Source organism: Bradyrhizobium sp. 138, from assembly GCF_023074075.1.
Classification (GTDB): Bacteria; Pseudomonadota; Alphaproteobacteria; order Rhizobiales; family Xanthobacteraceae; genus Bradyrhizobium.
This window is the reverse complement of record NZ_JADPKT010000070.1, coordinates 66,932-83,201: the sequence shown is the minus strand read 5'-3', so window position 1 is coordinate 83,201 and position 16,270 is coordinate 66,932. Positions and strand designations below refer to the sequence as shown.

The window sequence follows — 16,270 nt, the reverse complement described above, 5'->3', positions numbered from 1 at the left end:
TACGCAATTCAATTACCGAATCGCAGGCTAGAATTGTACAATCTTACCGAGCAACATCCTCCTTGTCTTGCCCGCGAGCTACAATATTCAAGCGCTCATCGGGCAGGGGTCGTTGTATTACCCTAGCTTCATCCCAAGGCGCTCGTATCCACACGTCCCATTCTTCAGCCGTTGTAAGGATCACCGGCATCGCCTTTGGATGGATCGGTTTGACGACCGCGTTCGCCTCGGTTGTCAGAAATCCATACACTTGATGCGGCCCGGGCACGGGCTTGGACTTCGTCCCGCGATCACCATTGAACGTGGTCCAGATCCCGGCGAACGCGAAGAGCGGTCGCTCTTTTGCAAGCGCGAACCATACCACATCCTTCTTCTTCGTCTCCAGGTTCGGCTCCGGCGCATATTCGGCGAAGCTGTTAGCGGGGACTAGGCAACGGTGCTCCGGCTTGAGCCAGGCGCGCCAGTGTGGCGAGGAGGTGTTGCGAATGTTTGTCACCGGCGGACCAGGCTTGCTCGGTGGCGGCGGCATGCCCCAGCGCATCATCACCAGTTCGCGCTCGCCGCCGCCTGCGTCGCGAACGACAGGGGCGGGGTAATCCGGAAACACGCCGGGCATCGGCGGCAAGTTGCCTTCGTAGCGGCGGACGACGCGGAAGAGTTCGGCGATGGCAGCCTGATTGGTCGTGATCGAATAGAGATTGCACATGGAGAGGAATATCCTAGCGCTCGCCGGGCCACCAATATGAAGCGGGATGATCGGCGGAAATCTTCGTCGGCCTCAGCGCCACCAGTTGGCTGCGCTTATATGCATAACCACGCATCTGCGAACAATCCTTGCAGCGCATGTAACGTTCTAATTGATGCACGGGCGTTGTCCTGGCTCGCCGGATGATGTCGAGTGCGACGGTTTGATTGGTGTCGCATCCAAGGCATCGAACCTCAAGGTACAAGAAGCCGGCGTTGATGGCATCCCCGATCGTTGGAGATGGCTGGGCGGGGCCTTTGTAGCCGAGCATGCGATAGTTCCAGGCCTCGCAGGCCAGCTTGTCGGCTTCCTTGCGCGCCTCCTTGGCACGCTCGGCCGACATCTTGATCTGAGTGCCAAAGAGGTATTGGCGCGACTTCGTGGACATCCGGTGATCAAAGTCATGAGCCAACTGCGTTGGCAAATTGTCGATTCCTAGTGGATGGGCAGGGCAGAGAGCCACTGCCCGTCGTGGCTGTGGAAAATCTGTCGCCGCTACTGCCGCGTCGGCTCTTCTTCGACGGGCTCACCGTGTTGATGCTCGAACAGCTCGCCAAGGTCGCGGCAATCGAACCGCTCGCCGCAGGTTGGGCAAATGAGGAAATGATCTTCCTCGCTCGCAGGCTGCCAACCTTCGTTATGGAATTTAGGCCTCATCTCGACGCTCCGCCTCTTTTGCCGCTGCATTCACCTTGGCGCGATCCTGCCGCTCCTTGGGCGGGAGGCTCAGGACGGCCGTGTGGAGCCAGGCTGGAATGGTCAGCGGGTCATCAAGCGATTTCTCGGCCCATATCCGCCAGCGATCAAACGCGTCCATCATAAGTCCTCCCTCAATCCCTTGAAGAATGGATGCCGCACCTTTCCCTCCGCCGACTTGGCCCGGTATTCGATTTCCGCAAGCAGCTTTGGCTCGACCCAAATGCCCTTGTGCGCAATACGCTTGGCATAAGGCTGCGTCGTGCGCCGCAGCGGCTCCAGCCGCTTCCGCAGGTCGGCGGCTGATGTCTTGTCAAATCCATGATCGACCTTGCCGGCATAGATTAGATCATCACCCTTGCGGCGACCGAGATACACGCCGTCCCATTTGCCCTCGTCGAGAGCGAAGCCGGCGATGGTCAGGGTCTCCCGCTGCACGCAGGTCGTCTTGACCCATTTGCTAATCTGGCCGCTGGTGTAGGCGCTGTCGCGAACCTTGGAGACGACACCCTCAAGCCCGACCTTGCAGGCATGGGCGAACATCTCGCGGCCATCGATCTCGAAGCTCTCGCTGAACTGGACGTCGGTGCCGGAAATGATTTTCTTCAGCTCGGTCTTGCGCTGAAGCAGCGGCAGGCTGCGAATGTCCCGACCGTTGAGATAGAGCAGGTCGAACGCCACCAGCACGATCTTGGACGACTTGCCCCTCAGCTCGTTCTGCAGCACCGAAAAATCAGTCGTGCCGTCGGCGGCCGGGACAACAACCTCGCCATCGATGATCGCCGAGCCCGCCTTGATGTGCCATGCGTCCTCGGCGACCTTCTTGAAGCGCTTGGTCCAGTCGTGGCCGCGCCGGGTGTAGATGGTGACGGCCTCATTGGCCAAGTGAACCTGAACGCGATAGCCGTCGAACTTGATCTCGTGAATCCACCGCTCCCCGGACGGCACTCTCTCGACGGAGGATGCCAAGGCCGGTTCGATAAAGCCGGGCAACGGCGCCTTGACGCCGATCGCCGGGGCCTTCCGCTGACGCTGGGACGCCACCAAACAACTCCACGCAACAAACTCTTTGATTCGAATCTTTATGCGCCGATTCGTTCCGGCCGTGCGTCTAGCCGGAGTGAAAAAGGAACCAACTGAATCGCCGCGCGTTTTCGCGGCGCATGGAGGTGCAGAATGGCTAAGGCAAAGAAGCAGACCGCTCGCGGTCGCAAGCAAGACCGCGCGCGCGTGGCGGGCGGGCAGGACTATGAAGTCAGCTATGAGGCGAAGAAGACTCGCCGGTCCGCATCGGCGGTCAAGAAGGCCGTCAAGAAGGTTGGCAGCAGCCGGAAGAAGATCGAGCGGAAGCTAAAGCGGGGCTGAGACAGGGAAGTTAGGTACATGCGCCCGTAGGGAAGCTCGATACGGGCATACGGCCTTAGAGAGGTTTGACACGTCGGGCAAAACACTGGCAGAATAACATCATCGAGACGAGTGTGTTTTGCGCCCGCGACGGAGATTCCGCCGCGGGTTTTTTGCGTCTCGATACATTGTGAATGAATCTATAGAGAGAGATTGCAGATGAATGAAATCGTAATGTCGAAGAACAAGCGCTCCGAAGTTGCATTTGCGAGGGAGGCTGCTCGCAGGACTTTGAAGGGGCGGACCATGACGGAAATCAAATCGCTGGCGCGGACGCAGACCATGCAGGCCGTGAACACGCTCGTGCAGATCATGCGGGACAAGAAAGCCCCCGCGCATGCGCGCGTCTGCGCGGCCAATTCCATTCTCGACCGCGGCTGGGGCAAATCCTTGCAACGCTTTGCCAGCGAAGACGGCACGCCGCTTGAGTTCCTTCATCGGATCGAGCGGGTCATCGTCCATCCCGGAGACCCCGTGAATGATCCGGTGATTGACGCCACTATCGAGGAATCCGTGAGGCGGGTGCCGCTCAGCGTGCTCGGAAGCGTCGGCGCGACCAACGACTTCGACGTTTCTCACGAAGACGTCTGGCTGCAGTCGCAGGAGCAGGCATGAGCGACATACTTCGAAAGTTGCCTCAAGCGTCTGCTGAGCCAAGGCCGGAAGCCAAATGGCCGCAATGGATTGCAGACGCGCTTGCGTACAAGCCGGAGAGCCCAGCTCCGGTGGCAGTCTCGCCAACAAAAGCGGTCCCACCGGAGGCCGATGAGCGCCGCAACATTCGAATATTGAGTCGCGTCCCTGACTGCTGAGGTACTAATAAGTCGCGAAGAGAGAATTCCTCCCTTTGAGCGGGGGCATTTACTGGGCTCCACAGTGACGCTACCTCCGCGCCGCCGCCGGCTGATTTTCCGGCGGCTGCGCGCCCGCGAATTGACACACCTCCGATATCATTAGGTGGGTGTTGATGCTATTTGGGATCGACCTCGAGCCCTTCGCGGGCACTTTTTTGCTTCACGGTTGGCAATCGAGGTCTGTCGGGCCATTGCGTCCAAACAGAATTTGGTCGGCGACGACCCATCAAGGCAAGCGCGACTCCAGCGGCGAACCCCTTGATGCTATCGAAGTACTCTTCATACCACTCAAACTCGGCAATTATGTCTTTGCCTCGCAGTTTCGCTGCATTTGGGTTGCCGAGGATTGTATTGGGCCTGAGTTCAGGCTCTCCTACAACAACACTGAACACCGGGGCGTGAATCGCGCTGTTGCGACCATCTGTAAGCTTGTTCACCTTCTTGAGTATCCAGCTTATATCTTCCTTGGCTTTTGGGAAATCATTCGTCCATTCTTCATCGTCAGACGCCGCTTCAATCGCCGCTTGTAGCAACTCGCGTTGACTACGATCGCTCTTGAGCGCGTGCCAAATAGCCATTCCCATCCTGTTGTCGAGACCTGCAACCATGCAGAAAAGGACGCCAAGTTGCTCCTGCATGTGGTTCCAGGAATGGGCCACCTTACCAAGCGCAAGTTTGTACGGTTCGAGAAGCGCCCTTGCCGCCTCTATTTCTTCTTGGATCGGTAGTTTTGCCATGGCGCGAAAACCTGACGAAAGAACGCAGATTGAGAGGTTCGAGAAAGTTTGAGGCTGCGCTACGTGATGCGGGACGCCAGCCAAGCCGCTGAAGGAAAACTAACTATGGAGGTTCGTTAAAGCGAAGAAGCCCGGCAAGTAAGCCGGGCTTCCAACTATTTGGATTAGCGGTTTGCTCTCCAAGTGGACTTGAGCGATTCAGTATCAACAAGGAGCTTCGTCCATGTCGCCTCTTTGCCTTCGACTACCAGAAGCAAATCCTCCTTCCCAAGGATCGACTTTACGTGATCTCGAAGTGAATTCAGATCGCCCGCATACGCAACATACCAAACGGTCTCAAGGATACGTCCTCGCGCCGCGCCGATCTTCTGTAGATGATCGTCCATCTCTTTGTGAGACGGCCGAGGTCCGTTGAGATCATAACTTAGAATGAAATTGGCCATTCTGGCCCCTTTACAAAATGTGGGGCCGCTATTGACTGATGACGAATCCGGACTCATTGTCCGGGCGTTGGTATCGCCAATGCCCGCTAGCAGCCCCTAGCTGCGTTATGCGGGTTCGAGAGGGCGCCCCGCCACAGGGCCCCTCTCGAATCAAGTTCCAGTATACCCTGATTCCCGTAATGGTAGTCCGCGTTCCGGGTTTGTGCAGGTTTTGCACAACTAGCCCGTTTTGCTGGAGGCGGTGAAGTGCGACAGGCCGCCAAATTTTTAGAAACTGCAGCGATTGATGGGCTTGGGCCTTATGCGGCATCCAACCCGAACCACCGCGTCAGCGCCTCCTCGAGTCCGTGTTGGCTCCCGTCTCCCACCCAGGCCACATGCCCGTCGGGCCGCACCAGCACAGCGCTGGGCGCGGCAACCTGTCCGATCGCGGGAAGCTCCCATGGACCGTCATAGGCGGCGTCAACGACGCCGATGCGATCCGCCCAGGGTGCGATGTCGATGCCGCGGCGCTTGTCAAAATTGAGCAACACGCCGCGCGCGCCGTGCAGCAGCGAGAACACTGTTCGCTTCTGTCCTTCGACCGTCAGCTCGAGATCGGGCATGCGCCGGCCGAGCAGCTTGTGGCCTTTGCCCAGATCGTAAGCGATGTCGAGCCCGCTCATCATCGCGCCATAACGTTTGCGCGGCTCGTCCATGCTGAGCAGTTCGGCGATGGTGTCGCGCGCGGCCTTGCGGCCGTCGTCGCCGCGGCGGAGCAGGGCGATCTGCGCCATGGTGTTTCTGAGGACGCGCGCGGCAACCGGATGGCGCTCGGTGTGGTAGCTGTCGAGCAGGCTGTCGGGCGAGATGCCGTTGATCACCTGCGCCAGCTTCCAGCCGAGATTGACGGCGTCCTGCACACCCAGGTTGAGGCCTTGCCCGCCGACGGAGTGATGGATATGCGCGGCATCGCCGGCGAGCAGCACGCGGCCTTTGCGATAGGAGGTGGCCTGCCGGGCCGCATCGGTCAAGCGGGAAATCCAGGCCGGGTGTTGCAGACCGAAGTCGGTGCCGTAGACCGCGACGAGGGCATCAGTGAGATCGCGCTGGGTCGGCGCACCGGTGCGATCGAGGGTTGCTTCGGTCACGACGACCAGCACGCGCCCGCTCTCGGTCTTGCTGAGGCCGTGAAAGCCGAGCGTGTCGTGACGCAGGCCGAATTGCGGTTCCTCGCGCATCTCGACCTCGGCCATCAGGTTGCTGAGCGTCGGTGAGGTGCCGGCGAAATCGATGCCGGCGGTCTTGCGCACCAGGCTGCGGCCGCCGTCGCAGCCGACTAGGTAATTCGCGCGCAGCGTCTCGCCGTTCGACAGCGAGACGTCGACGCCGGTCTTGCCTTCCGCAAAGCCCGTGACCTCGCGATTCCGATAGAAGGGGATCGCGAGCTCTTCGGCCCAATCGGCCAGGATGCGCTCGATGCGGGTCTGCCGCAGCGCGAGCCCGTAAGCGTGCCTTGTGGGGAGGTCGCTGATGTCGAGCCTGGTCCAGGCAAAGCCCGCGAGCTGGACGATCTGTCCGTCGCGCAGGAAGCGATCCGCAACGCCGCGCTGATCGAGGATCTCGATGGTGCGGGCGTGCAAGCCGCCGGCGCGCGTTTCGACAATCGCCTGATCGGAACGCCGCTCGACCACGGCGACGTCGACATCTGCGAGCGCGAGCTCGGCGGCCAACATCAGGCCGGTCGGGCCGCCGCCTGAGATCACGACGGCGTGCTCGCTCCGCGCCGGGTTTTCCGCGCGGGTTCGCTGCGGGCGGCGGCGCGAACGGGACGTGGGAAGCAGTACAGACATGTCGTGACCCCTCGGCTTGCTGTTGGGTCGGGGGTTCTACGGCAGAGGCGGGGACTTGAAGCAAGCCCGTTGCGCACCACATATTGAGCTCGGAGGAGGCGCTTTCTCTTTCCGCGTTCGCCGCGTTGACACGTCGGGCAAAACACCGGCATATTGGCATCATCGAGAGAGTTTGGTTCAGCCCGCGCGGGAGATGCCCGCTGCGGGTTTTGTTTTGCCGATTCAGCAAATGCCGGTGGTTCGCTGCATGATGTCGGCGAGTTCCTCGAACGAGAACGGCTTCCGGATCATGGGCAGGCCACCGCGCCGGGGCTCGCGACCCGACAATTGCAGCATTTTCAATTCGGGGCGGACTCGCTTTGCCAGCTCGGCCAATTCATGACCATCCATGCCGGGCATGTTGATGTCAGTGATGAGGATGGAGATCTCCTTGTTCTGCTCGAGCCGGTCGAGTGCCTCCGGTCCGCTTTGAGCGCTGATCACCTGGCAGCCGAGATCTTCCAGCATGCCGATGATCACATCGAGGACGGCGGGATCGTCATCAACGACCAAGACAGTGTGGCTCATCGCGCGAACGTTCCTTCCAACGAAGGGATCAACGCGCCGCCCGGCGGGTAGGTTCCGGCGAGCCTAGTCGTCCTGCGCCAGATCGCCGGGTTTTTCGGGAAGGCTGATGGTGCCGCCTTCGCCGTGCTCGAGATCGCGACCGTTGTCTCCGGCCTCGCCGGAATCTTCGATGATCTCGTCCTGCATGTCGCGCTTTTTGTCGCGCAACGGCTTGTCTCCAGGCAGGCTACGCGATGTCTGCTGGTACGTCGTCTTGGATGTCATTGGCGGGTCCTCCGATCGGCTAACTTTCGCCGAGCCTGCAAGTTCGTTTGACACGTCGGGCAAAACACCGGCAGAATGACATCATCGAGACGAGTTTGGTTCACCCGCGCGGAGCACATCCGCTGCGGGTTTTTTCGTCTCGATTTCAGAATCGGACGGCGGCGGCGCATTGCGGCCACGCACTCGTCAAACCTGGAGCGCCGATCGGCGCGCCGCCGTCCGAACCATTGCTGGCCGTGCACGCGCGAACGTGCCGGCCCGCGGCGCAGGGGCCGATGGCCCGCGCCGCTGCGGTCTCCGGAAGAGACGGAGATAGGGTTCGCGCCCGAAACGATCGCGCTTCGCCTGGCGCGATCTGCCGCGCATTTTCTTCGTATGGAGGGATGATGACCGCTTATCTGATATCGCTCGCGGGTACGAGCCGGACAAGCTGATGGGCTATTGCGTGGCGCTCTACTTCGCAAAGCTCTTGGTCTGGGACAAGGTCCTTGGGTTTGGCTCGACGGACGCGCTGGCGGGATTTGCGGCGATCACGGCCAATCTGGTCGTCTCCTTCTACTTCGCCAAGCGCGGTTTCGAGAACGTTGCGAGGATCATCAGGCGGTGAAAATTCAAGACGATGAGATCCGGGCGATTGTCGCGCAGACATTGGCCGAGCAACAAAGAGTTCAACAGGAGAGCGTCGACGCCATCGTCTTGAAAGCGGTGACATCAGTCCTGGCCTCGTTCGGGATCGAAGACGACGACCGGAAAGAGCTCAGAGCTGATTTCCAGCACCTGCGGCGCTGGCGAAAGAGCGTGGAACAGGCGCAGAGCTACACCTTCAAGGCAGTGATCACGGTGATTGCGACCGGCCTGATGGGGGCGGTCTGGCTCGGCGTCAAAGTCGTGCTGGGCAAGTGAGCTTCGACGGTCGCTGTCGCGCACTCAGCATTACCTGGCCAACAGGCTATCCCATGTACAGAATTCGGATCGTCGATGCGGACGATGACGAGACTGCCGAGACTCTCGGTGATTTGCATCGACTGACATTCCTCGATGGGGCCTCCATGCCGCAGTTCGGGTCGGGCGCGTGGTGGATCGCCTATCACGATGATGACGCGGTTGCCTTCGCCGGTGTCGTGCCGTCGACGCATGCGCGGAACAGCGGATATTTCTGCCGGGTCGGGGTCTTGCAGCGGCACTGGGGGCGGGGACTGCAACTCAGGCTGATGCGGGCGATCGAAGTGCGAGGGCGACGCCTCGGATGGGACAGCATCGTCTCAGATACGACGGACAATCCGGTATCTGCCAACAATTTCATCCGTGCGGGTTATCGGCTCCACGAGCCCGAAACGCCCTGGGGCTGGTCGCATACGCTTTATTGGCGAAAATGGCTGCGCTGAGCAATTGGAGCGGGTTTCCCGTCATGCGGAACGCGACTTGCTCAAACTAGAATGGCTGCGCGAGACGCGCGTGGCTTCCGTACGCTCGGAAATGTCTAACGGCCCGGCAGCTTGACCGCTGCCGGGCCGTTTCTGCGTTTCGGGGTGACGCGAGCGGGACACTTGCGAAGTTGGCGGCGCCGGGCTTTAAGTCTGCTCTTGCACGGAATTCGGCGACCACAAGCCGATGTAAGGGAGCACCGTCGATGCCCAACAAGCCCCAATTGCCGGAGCGTTCGCCGCGAGGGACGAGAGGGCCGACTGCGCTCGATGGTCTGCTCGTCGTGGATTTCACGCGGGTCGTTGCCGGTCCGGCCTGCACGCAGACCCTGGCCGATTTTGGTGCGCACGTCATCAAGATCGAGAATCCCGACGGCGGCGACGACACGCGCGCCTATGAGCACGCCGAAATTGGCGGTGAAAGCGCGGCCTATCTCAGCCTGAACCGCAACAAGCGCGGCATTGCGCTCGACCTTTCGGTGCCGCAGGCCCGCGAGATCGCGCTGGATTTGATCCGCAAGGCGGATGTGGTCGTGGAGAATTTTTCAAGCGGGGTCATGAAGAAATTCGGGCTCGACTATGAGACGGTCGCGCCGCTCAATCCACGGCTGGTCTACTGCTCGATTTCCGCCTACGGGCGCTCCGGGCCGTTCGCCTCGCGCCCCGGCTTCGATCCCATCACGCAGGCCGAGAGCGGCTTCATGTCGCTCAACGGATTTGCCGATGGCCCGGCGGTTCGCACCGGTCCGCCCATCGTGGACATGGCAACGGGGATGTCTGCCTGCAACGCCATCCTGATGGCGCTGCTGGCGCGGGACCGGCTTGGCCGCGGGCAACATGTCGAAGTCGCCTTGTTCGATGTCGCGATGGGGATGACCGGCTTCTATGGCATGGCCTATCTCATGAGCGGCGAGAACCCCGGCCGGTTCGGCAATTCACCCAGCGGCTCTCCGACCGTCGGTGTCTACGAGGCCTCCGATGGGCCGCTCTATATGGCCTGCGCCAACGACCGGCTCTATCGCCGGCTCGTGGTCGAGGTGTTCAACCGGCCAGATCTCATCACCGGTCCGCAATTTGCCACGCGCAAGGCCCGTTCCGAGAACAAGGAGCTCCTGCGCGCAGCGATTGCGGAAGTCTTTGCCAGCGACACGCTCGAGAACTGGATGGCTAAGATGAAGCAGGCCAATATTCCGGTCGGCTATCTCCGGACGGTGGAGGAGGGATTCAACGCCCCCGAAGCTCGCGAGCGCCATCGCTTGAACCGGATTCCGCACCATACAGCGGAATGGGTGCCCAACATCGAGCCGCCGATTACCATGAGTCTCACCGGCACGGTCGATCCCGTTGCGGCCCCGCTGTTGGGTGAGCACACCGAGGACGTCTTGCGTCATATTCTCGGCTATGACGAGCGTCGGATCACGGAATTCGCCCGGAAGGGAGTCTTTGGCGCGAGCAAGCCGTCGACGGGCTAGGCCTGCGGGCAGTCCCCATTCCGCCGCCGTGCGAATCGATGCTGACCGCATTGGCTTGATTTGGCGAAGGGGCGGCCGCATAAATACGCGAAGTGAGGGACAGAATGGCGCCTGGTCGAAAGCCGAGCATAGGTCAGCCCACCGGGACGGCAGCCGGCGAACGCGCCTATGCGGAAATGACGGAGAAGGCGCGAGCCCTCGTACCGCGACTACGCGAGCGGGCGGCGCGAACGGAAGAACTGCGGCATCTCCCGCCGGAAACCGAACGCGATCTCCACGATGCCGGCCTGTTCCGAATGCTGCAACCGGCACGGATCGGCGGCGCCGAGCTTGACTATGTCGCGCTCGTCGACTGCGCCGAGTTGCTCGGACAAGCGGATGCGTCGGTAGCCTGGAATCTCGCCAATCTGGCGAGCCATCACTGGATGCTCGGCATGTTCGAGCAGAAGGCGCAGGATCTGGTCTGGGACCGTGATCCGGACGCGCTGATCGCATCCTCGTTCATTTTCCCCGCCGGACGCGCCACGAGAGTCGAGGACGGATACCAGCTGCGCGGAAGCTGGCCGTTCTCCTCCGGCGTTGCCTCCTGCGACTGGAACATGCTTGCAAGCGTGGTCTACTCCGACGACGAGGCTGATGGCATCGGGTATCGTATCTTTCTGCTGCCGAAAGGCGATTACAATGTGCTGGACACCTGGAATGTCGCGGGACTGCGCGGAACGGGGTCTTGCGACGTGGAGGTCAGGGATGCCTTCGTGGCAGACCATATGACGGTCGCCGTCGGCGATCTCTCAGGCGGCCCGACGCCGGGAAGCAAGGTCAATCCAAATCCGCTGTATGCGCTCCCTGTATTCTCGCTGTTTCCATACGTCCTCTCTGGGGTTGCGCTGGGGAATGCGCAGGCGTGTCTCGACGATTACACGGAGGTCGCACGTCATCGTATTTCAACCTACAACCGTGCCAAATTGAGCGATTTTCAGAGCACCCAGATCAAGATCGCGGAGGCCTCGGCGAAGATCGACGCCGCGCGCCTGATCATGCGGTCGGCGTGCCTCGAAGCCATGGAGGACGCGCGGCGCGGGCACATCCCTGATATGGCGACCAAGACCCGATATCGGCGCGACGGATCTTTTTCAGTGAATATGTGTACGGACGCGGTCTCGATGCTGTTTGCCGCGAGCGGCGCGCGCGGCCTGTTTACGACCGGTGGATTGCAGCGACAGTTCCGCGATGCGCACGCCATCAACTCGCATCTCGCATTCAACTTCGATGCGGCCGGGACCAATTATGGACGCGTGGCGCTGGGCCTGCCGTCCGAAAATCTCACGCTGTGAGGCCGGCTGATGAATGATCTGCCGCAGCCGCCCCGCGTTCCCGATCCCGCCAACGAATTCGCGAGCGATAGCTCGCAGATCGACCCCCGCGACTTTCGCAACGCGCTCGGAACCTACGCAACGGGCGTGACGATCATCACGGCCGCGGCGCCCGACGGCAAGCCCTACGGGCTGACATGCAATTCGTTCGCCTCGGTGTCTCTGAATCCTCCGCTGGTCCTGTGGAGCCTAGTCGTCTATTCCTCGAGTTTGACCATCTTCCAGAACGCCAGCCATTTCACGGTCAACGTGCTTTGCGCTTCGCAGCAGGCACTTGCGAGCAAATTCGCCAAGTCATCGGACGACAAGTTCGCCGGTGTGGACTGGACACCGGGCCTCGGCGGAGCGCCGGTGCTTGCCGAGAGCGTCGCCAACTTTCAATGCCGCTCCGTGAACCGTTATTATGGTGGCGACCACGTGATCTTTCTCGGCGCGGTCGAGGCCTATACCTACAGCACGCAGGAGCCACTGCTCTTCGCGCAAGGGGCGTTCGGCCGATTTCTCGCGGACGACAAGCGCAAGAAGTGATCCTGGCGTGCTTCAGGTCGCGCGCGACAGCTTAGCGGTCTGCTGCTGACAGCTTGTAGATTTCCAGCGCGTCCGCCTCCGCGCCGCGCGCCGCCTTGGCCAACCTGAAGAGTTGCCCCGCAAGCGAGGCCATCGGCACTGGCGTCGACGTCGCCTGTCCGACATCAGCGACCGTATCGAGGTCCTTGAGCATCGTAGCAATGTGACCAAGCGGCGGTGAGTGAATGCCCTGGACCATCCGCGGCACGAAGAGCTGGAGCGGGATGGAATCGGCAAAGCCGCCGGCGAGCGCTTCGGGCAGGCGGTTGGCGTCAATTCCGGCGTTGACAGCCAGGCGCGTGGCCTCCGCGAGGACGGCCATCGCGCAACCGACGATCACCTGGTTGCAGAGTTTCGTGGTCTGACCGGCGCCAATGGGGCCCATGTGGGTGAACCTGCGCGCCATGGACAACACGTATGGCCGCACCCTCTCGATGTCAGCCGCTTCTCCACCCGCCATGATCGCAAGCGTGCCTTCCTCGGCCCCCTTCGTACCGCCGGAAACCGGTGCATCGATCCAGCCGGCGCCATTGGCGTCCTTCAGTCGCTTTGCAAGGTCGCGCGCGGCGTCGGGATGTATCGACGAGAAGTCGACGACAAGCTTGCCTGCGCCGGGCGCCGCTGCCAGCCCCTCGCGCCCGAAGATCACCTCTTCGACCGCCGTCGCATCCGTCACGCACATGAAGACGATATCGGAGTTCACCAGGAGATCGCGAGGCGTGACTGCGCGCTTGGCTCCGGCTTCGACGAGCGGAGCCACCTTGCCCTCCGAACGGTTCCAGACCGTGACCTGATAACCGGCCTTGAGCAGGCGTCGGGTCATCGGCGTTCCCATCAGCCCCAGGCCGAGATAACCAAGCCTCTCGACGCGTTGCGGGTTTGCCTTGCTTGCATCAGCCATAGGTTGCCTCCTTCTGTCGCAGCGCGACGCCGCTTTACCATACATTGCGCGTCGGGCGACGAAACCGCTGGCCTCGCATGGCTTGCCTGATTGTTTGAACCATGAAACATTTGAGGCGGTCGGGTTGGGTGGCGCCGGTCGGCGCCGGAGCAGCGGAGTGGGCACGATGCGAACCGTTTCGAAGTGGATCCTGGCTTTGGGGGCGGCGGCGGCCGTGAGCGTGGGGGCAACCTCGTCATGGGCGCAGCAGACGATCCGCGTCGGCTGGACGATACCGGCGGAGGAATCCAAATACTGGATGATGCGCCGTGCGGCTGAATTTCCCAATCTCGGCAAGACCTACAATATCGAATGGACCCAGTTTCAGGGTACCGCGCCGATGACTCAGGCTTTGGCAGCCGGCGCGCTGGACTGCGCGACGCAGGCGCCGCTGTCGCTCTCCAACGGCGTGGTGGGCGGCAACCTCAAAGCCTATATCGTCGCGCAGCACGTGTTCGAGAAGCCCGGCGGTTTCTCCGTCTATTGGGCCGTCAAGGATGACTCACCCATCAAGACAATCGCTGACCTCAAGGGCAAGACGGTCGGCATTTCCGTGATCGGCGGTGGCACGCAAGGCCCGTTCAACCTGCTGCTGAAGCAGAATGGTGTCGATCCAACCAAGGACATCAAGCTGGTCGAAGTCGGCTTTGCAGTCTCCGAGGACGCGCTGCGCCAGGGCCGCGTCGATGCGGTCAACATGAACCAGCCGTTTGCCGCACGCGCGGAGGCGAAGGGAGGCACTAGGAAGCTCTTCGCGCTGTCGGAGGCCATGCCGAACATCGTGCATATCCTCGAAGCCTGCCGTGCCGATTTCGTCGACAAGAACCCCGAGCTGGTCAAGACCTATGTTCGCGACATTACCTCGGGCATGAAGAAGGCGCTGGCGAACCGCGAGGAGACGCTGAAGGTCGTCAATGAAGTGCTGAAGGCGCCTATCCCGGTGCTCGAGACCTATCTGCTCAAGGACAACGATTTCGGCCGCGATCCAGGCGCGGCGCCGAACTTCCCCGCGATCCAGAAGATGCTGGACATCTACGCCGAGACTGGAATGCTGCCGAAACTGGATGTCGCGCAGTTCAAGCATCCGGCGATCGTCGCTCCCCTGGAATAGACGATCGAGCGGGCGGTCCGGCCGAGGATGTTGCGGCGTCCCGGATCATCCGGGACGAGGCACGAAAAAGATGCACGCATGAAGAAGTTGCGCTCACGAGTCACGACAGACGGCCTCGATCGGGCCCCGCACCGGGCCTTTATGCGTGCGATGGGGCTCGACGACGCCGCGATCGCGAAGCCGATGGTGGGCGTCGTCAGCATGAAGGGCGAGCAGACGCCCTGCAACATGACCCACGACTTCCAGGTGGCTGCGGCCAAGACGGGAATCGAGGAGGCCGGCGGCACGCCGCGCGAATTCTCGACCGTGTCGGTGTCCGACGGCATCAGCATGAATCACGAAGGCATGAAGTTCTCGCTGTTCTCTCGGGAACTGATCGCCGACTCGATCGAGGCCGTCGTCCATGGTCTGGCTTACGATGCGTTGATCGGATACGGCGGATGCGACAAGACTCTCCCCGGCGTGATGATGGGCATGGTTCGCTGCAACGTGCCCTCCATATTCATCTATGGCGGCAGCTCGCTGCCGGGCCGCGTGGATGGGCGGACGCTGACGGTGCTCGATTCCTATGAGGCTGTCGGCAGCTTCATGACCGGAGAGATCGACGGCGCCACGCTCGAGCGGATCGAGCGTGCCTGCCTGCCGACGATCGGCGCGTGCGCCGGCCAGTTCACCGCCAACACCATGGGAATGGTCTCGGAAGCAATGGGGCTGACCATTCCCAACGTTTCGATGGTGCCCGGCGTCTATGCCGAGCGTGCGCAAATCTCGCGACGCGCCGGGCGCCTGATCATGGAGATGCTGGAGCGCGGTGGGCCGTTGCCGCGCGACATCGTGACGCGGAAATCCCTGGACAATGGCGCGGCGATCGTTGCGGCGACAGGCGGCTCGACCAACGCCGCGCTGCATCTGCCTGCGATCGCGAACGAGGCCGGCATCGCATTCACCATCGACGATGTCGGCGAGGTCTTTGCCAGGACGCCGCTGATCGGAAACCTGCGGCCCGGAGGAAAGTACACGGCCAAGGATGTCTATGATATCGGCGGCGCCGCCGTGGTGATCCGCGAGCTGATTCAGAGCGGCCACATCGATGGGAGCTGCATCACCATCACAGGCCGCACGCTCTCTGACGAATATGGCGCGGCCAACGCGCCGGACGGCGAGGTGGTTTATGCGTCTCGTGCGCCAATCATGCCTGATGGCGGCGTGGCGGTGCTGAAAGGAAATCTCTGTCCCGACGGCGCGGTGATCAAGGTCGCGGGCTTGAAGAGCCAGTTCTTTGAAGGCGTGGCGCGCGTGTTCGAAGATGAGGAAGCCTGCGTCAAAGCGGTTCGGGATCGCAGCTACAAGGCGGGCGAAGTTCTCGTGATCCGGAACGAGGGGCCGGTCGGCGGCCCCGGCATGCGCGAGATGCTCGGCGTTACCGCGCTGATCTACGGGCAGGGCATGGGCGAAAAGGTGGCGCTGATCACCGACGGCCGGTTCTCCGGCGCGACCCGCGGCATGTGCATCGGCTACGTGGCTCCGGAGGCATTTGTCGGTGGTCCGCTGGCGCTCGTTCGCGACGGGGATAGAATCAGGATCGATGCCGCAAACCGACGGATGGATGTCCTGCTCGAAGAGCAGGAACTCACCGCGCGGCGACGCGATTGGAAGCAGCGTCCGCTGCGCCATCGTGCAGGTGCGCTTGCAAAATATGCGCGACTGGTTGGGCAGGCGCCGGGCGGAGCCGTCACGCATGAAGGTCCGGCAGAATGGCCGTGGTTCGAATGACGCACCGCACGGGTGCGGAAACGGCCGCCTGTCTGGCAGGTTTCTTGCTAAGCTCGTGCCTTACGGTG

Annotated in this window: 19 protein-coding genes; 10 read left to right on the top strand and 9 right to left on the bottom strand. The window is 61.7% G+C overall.

Annotated features, from left to right (window positions below):
* Window positions 1-43: 43 nt before the first annotated feature.
* The 4 genes from IVA79_RS22545 to ligD form a co-directional block, all read right to left on the bottom strand.
* Window positions 44-706, bottom strand: coding sequence for an SOS response-associated peptidase (locus tag IVA79_RS22545; RefSeq protein WP_247556779.1), 663 nt, complete (start codon window positions 704-706; stop codon window positions 44-46).
* Between the two features lie 13 nt (window positions 707-719).
* Window positions 720-1,133 (bottom strand): hypothetical protein, encoded by a 414-nt coding sequence (locus tag IVA79_RS22540; protein ID WP_247556777.1) that lies wholly within the window; start codon window positions 1,131-1,133, stop codon window positions 720-722.
* A 258-nt stretch (window positions 1,134-1,391) separates the two neighbouring features.
* Window positions 1,392-1,565 (bottom strand): hypothetical protein, encoded by a 174-nt coding sequence (locus IVA79_RS22535; protein ID WP_247556775.1) that lies wholly within the window; start codon window positions 1,563-1,565, stop codon window positions 1,392-1,394.
* On the bottom strand, window positions 1,562-2,485 hold the full coding sequence (gene ligD, locus IVA79_RS22530; protein WP_247556773.1) for a non-homologous end-joining DNA ligase: 924 nt from the start codon (window positions 2,483-2,485) through the stop codon (window positions 1,562-1,564). Before ligD ends, IVA79_RS22535 begins: the two co-directional genes overlap by 4 nt.
* A 132-nt stretch (window positions 2,486-2,617) precedes the next feature.
* Between ligD and IVA79_RS22525 the strand changes: the two genes are divergently transcribed.
* Entirely contained in the window at window positions 2,618-2,806 is a 189-nt protein-coding gene (locus IVA79_RS22525) for a DUF3606 domain-containing protein (RefSeq protein WP_247556770.1), read from the top strand.
* 321 nt (window positions 2,807-3,127) lie between these two features.
* On the top strand, window positions 3,128-3,460 hold the full coding sequence (locus IVA79_RS37035; protein ID WP_346658202.1) for a hypothetical protein: 333 nt from the start codon (window positions 3,128-3,130) through the stop codon (window positions 3,458-3,460).
* Window positions 3,461-3,815: 355 nt separating this feature from the next.
* Here IVA79_RS37035 and IVA79_RS22515 read toward each other — a convergent pair whose 3' ends face one another.
* The 4 genes from IVA79_RS22515 to IVA79_RS22500 all read right to left on the bottom strand — a co-directional run bounded on the left by IVA79_RS22515 (window position 3,816) and on the right by IVA79_RS22500 (window position 7,542).
* On the bottom strand, window positions 3,816-4,436 hold the full coding sequence (locus IVA79_RS22515; RefSeq protein WP_247556768.1) for a hypothetical protein: 621 nt from the start codon (window positions 4,434-4,436) through the stop codon (window positions 3,816-3,818).
* 742 nt (window positions 4,437-5,178) lie between these two features.
* Window positions 5,179-6,711: an FAD-dependent monooxygenase gene (locus IVA79_RS22510; RefSeq protein WP_247556766.1), complete on the bottom strand. Its 1,533-nt coding sequence runs from the start codon at window positions 6,709-6,711 to the stop codon at window positions 5,179-5,181.
* 222 nt (window positions 6,712-6,933) lie between these two features.
* Entirely contained in the window at window positions 6,934-7,278 is a 345-nt protein-coding gene (locus tag IVA79_RS22505) for a response regulator (RefSeq protein WP_247556764.1), read from the bottom strand.
* A 63-nt stretch (window positions 7,279-7,341) separates the two neighbouring features.
* Entirely contained in the window at window positions 7,342-7,542 is a 201-nt protein-coding gene (locus IVA79_RS22500) for a hypothetical protein (RefSeq protein WP_247556761.1), read from the bottom strand.
* Between the two features lie 433 nt (window positions 7,543-7,975).
* On the opposite strand from IVA79_RS22500, the gene IVA79_RS22495 reads away from it, so the two are divergent.
* From IVA79_RS22495 to IVA79_RS22470, 6 genes are all read left to right on the top strand, one after another.
* On the top strand, window positions 7,976-8,149 hold the full coding sequence (locus IVA79_RS22495; RefSeq protein ID WP_247556758.1) for a hypothetical protein: 174 nt from the start codon (window positions 7,976-7,978) through the stop codon (window positions 8,147-8,149).
* Window positions 8,146-8,445, top strand: a complete 300-nt coding sequence (locus IVA79_RS22490) for a hypothetical protein (protein WP_247556755.1) — start codon at window positions 8,146-8,148, stop codon at window positions 8,443-8,445. The genes IVA79_RS22495 and IVA79_RS22490 overlap by 4 nt, the downstream gene beginning before the upstream one ends.
* Window positions 8,446-8,498: 53 nt before the next feature.
* The gene (locus IVA79_RS22485) at window positions 8,499-8,927 is read left to right on the top strand and encodes a GNAT family N-acetyltransferase (RefSeq protein WP_247556753.1); all 429 of its coding nucleotides are present in this window, start codon (window positions 8,499-8,501) and stop codon (window positions 8,925-8,927) included.
* 245 nt (window positions 8,928-9,172) lie between these two features.
* A complete protein-coding gene (locus tag IVA79_RS22480; protein ID WP_247556750.1) occupies window positions 9,173-10,438 on the top strand; it encodes a CoA transferase in 1,266 nt (421 codons plus the stop codon).
* A gap of 104 nt (window positions 10,439-10,542) precedes the next feature.
* Window positions 10,543-11,772: an acyl-CoA dehydrogenase family protein gene (locus tag IVA79_RS22475; RefSeq protein ID WP_247556748.1), complete on the top strand. Its 1,230-nt coding sequence runs from the start codon at window positions 10,543-10,545 to the stop codon at window positions 11,770-11,772.
* A 9-nt stretch (window positions 11,773-11,781) separates the two neighbouring features.
* The gene (locus IVA79_RS22470; protein WP_247556746.1) at window positions 11,782-12,339 is read left to right on the top strand and encodes a flavin reductase family protein; all 558 of its coding nucleotides are present in this window, start codon (window positions 11,782-11,784) and stop codon (window positions 12,337-12,339) included.
* A 31-nt stretch (window positions 12,340-12,370) separates the two neighbouring features.
* Here the strand turns inward: IVA79_RS22470 and IVA79_RS22465 are convergent, their stop codons facing one another.
* Complete coding sequence (locus IVA79_RS22465; RefSeq protein WP_247557186.1) at window positions 12,371-13,279, bottom strand: NAD(P)-dependent oxidoreductase; 909 nt, start codon at window positions 13,277-13,279, stop codon at window positions 12,371-12,373.
* A gap of 166 nt (window positions 13,280-13,445) precedes the next feature.
* Here IVA79_RS22465 and IVA79_RS22460 point away from each other — a divergent pair, with 166 nt between their 5' ends.
* Together IVA79_RS22460 and ilvD are read left to right on the top strand one after the other, a co-directional pair.
* Window positions 13,446-14,429 carry an ABC transporter substrate-binding protein gene (locus tag IVA79_RS22460; protein ID WP_247556744.1) on the top strand — a complete coding sequence of 328 codons (984 nt, stop codon included), beginning with the start codon at window positions 13,446-13,448 and terminating at the stop codon, window positions 14,427-14,429.
* Window positions 14,430-14,507: 78 nt separating this feature from the next.
* Window positions 14,508-16,202: a dihydroxy-acid dehydratase gene (gene ilvD / locus IVA79_RS22455; RefSeq protein ID WP_247556742.1), complete on the top strand. Its 1,695-nt coding sequence runs from the start codon at window positions 14,508-14,510 to the stop codon at window positions 16,200-16,202.
* The last annotated feature ends 68 nt before the right edge of the window (window positions 16,203-16,270 follow it).

Coding starts and splice junctions, on each gene's coding strand:
- IVA79_RS22545 (WP_247556779.1), bottom strand. CDS start 706: ATGTGCAATCTCTATTCGATCACGACCAATCAGGCTGCCATCGCCGAA.
- IVA79_RS22540 (WP_247556777.1), bottom strand. CDS start 1,133: ATGTCCACGAAGTCGCGCCAATACCTCTTTGGCACTCAGATCAAGATG.
- IVA79_RS22535 (WP_247556775.1), bottom strand. CDS start 1,565: ATGATGGACGCGTTTGATCGCTGGCGGATATGGGCCGAGAAATCGCTT.
- IVA79_RS22525 (WP_247556770.1), top strand. CDS start 2,618: ATGGCTAAGGCAAAGAAGCAGACCGCTCGCGGTCGCAAGCAAGACCGC.
- IVA79_RS37035 (WP_346658202.1), top strand. CDS start 3,128: ATGCAGGCCGTGAACACGCTCGTGCAGATCATGCGGGACAAGAAAGCC.
- IVA79_RS22515 (WP_247556768.1), bottom strand. CDS start 4,436: ATGGCAAAACTACCGATCCAAGAAGAAATAGAGGCGGCAAGGGCGCTT.
- IVA79_RS22510 (WP_247556766.1), bottom strand. CDS start 6,711: ATGTCTGTACTGCTTCCCACGTCCCGTTCGCGCCGCCGCCCGCAGCGA.
- IVA79_RS22505 (WP_247556764.1), bottom strand. CDS start 7,278: ATGAGCCACACTGTCTTGGTCGTTGATGACGATCCCGCCGTCCTCGAT.
- IVA79_RS22500 (WP_247556761.1), bottom strand. CDS start 7,542: ATGACATCCAAGACGACGTACCAGCAGACATCGCGTAGCCTGCCTGGA.
- IVA79_RS22495 (WP_247556758.1), top strand. CDS start 7,976: ATGGGCTATTGCGTGGCGCTCTACTTCGCAAAGCTCTTGGTCTGGGAC.
- IVA79_RS22485 (WP_247556753.1), top strand. CDS start 8,499: ATGTACAGAATTCGGATCGTCGATGCGGACGATGACGAGACTGCCGAG.
- IVA79_RS22480 (WP_247556750.1), top strand. CDS start 9,173: ATGCCCAACAAGCCCCAATTGCCGGAGCGTTCGCCGCGAGGGACGAGA.
- IVA79_RS22475 (WP_247556748.1), top strand. CDS start 10,543: ATGGCGCCTGGTCGAAAGCCGAGCATAGGTCAGCCCACCGGGACGGCA.
- IVA79_RS22470 (WP_247556746.1), top strand. CDS start 11,782: ATGAATGATCTGCCGCAGCCGCCCCGCGTTCCCGATCCCGCCAACGAA.
- IVA79_RS22465 (WP_247557186.1), bottom strand. CDS start 13,279: ATGGCTGATGCAAGCAAGGCAAACCCGCAACGCGTCGAGAGGCTTGGT.
- IVA79_RS22460 (WP_247556744.1), top strand. CDS start 13,446: ATGCGAACCGTTTCGAAGTGGATCCTGGCTTTGGGGGCGGCGGCGGCC.
- ilvD (WP_247556742.1), top strand. CDS start 14,508: ATGAAGAAGTTGCGCTCACGAGTCACGACAGACGGCCTCGATCGGGCC.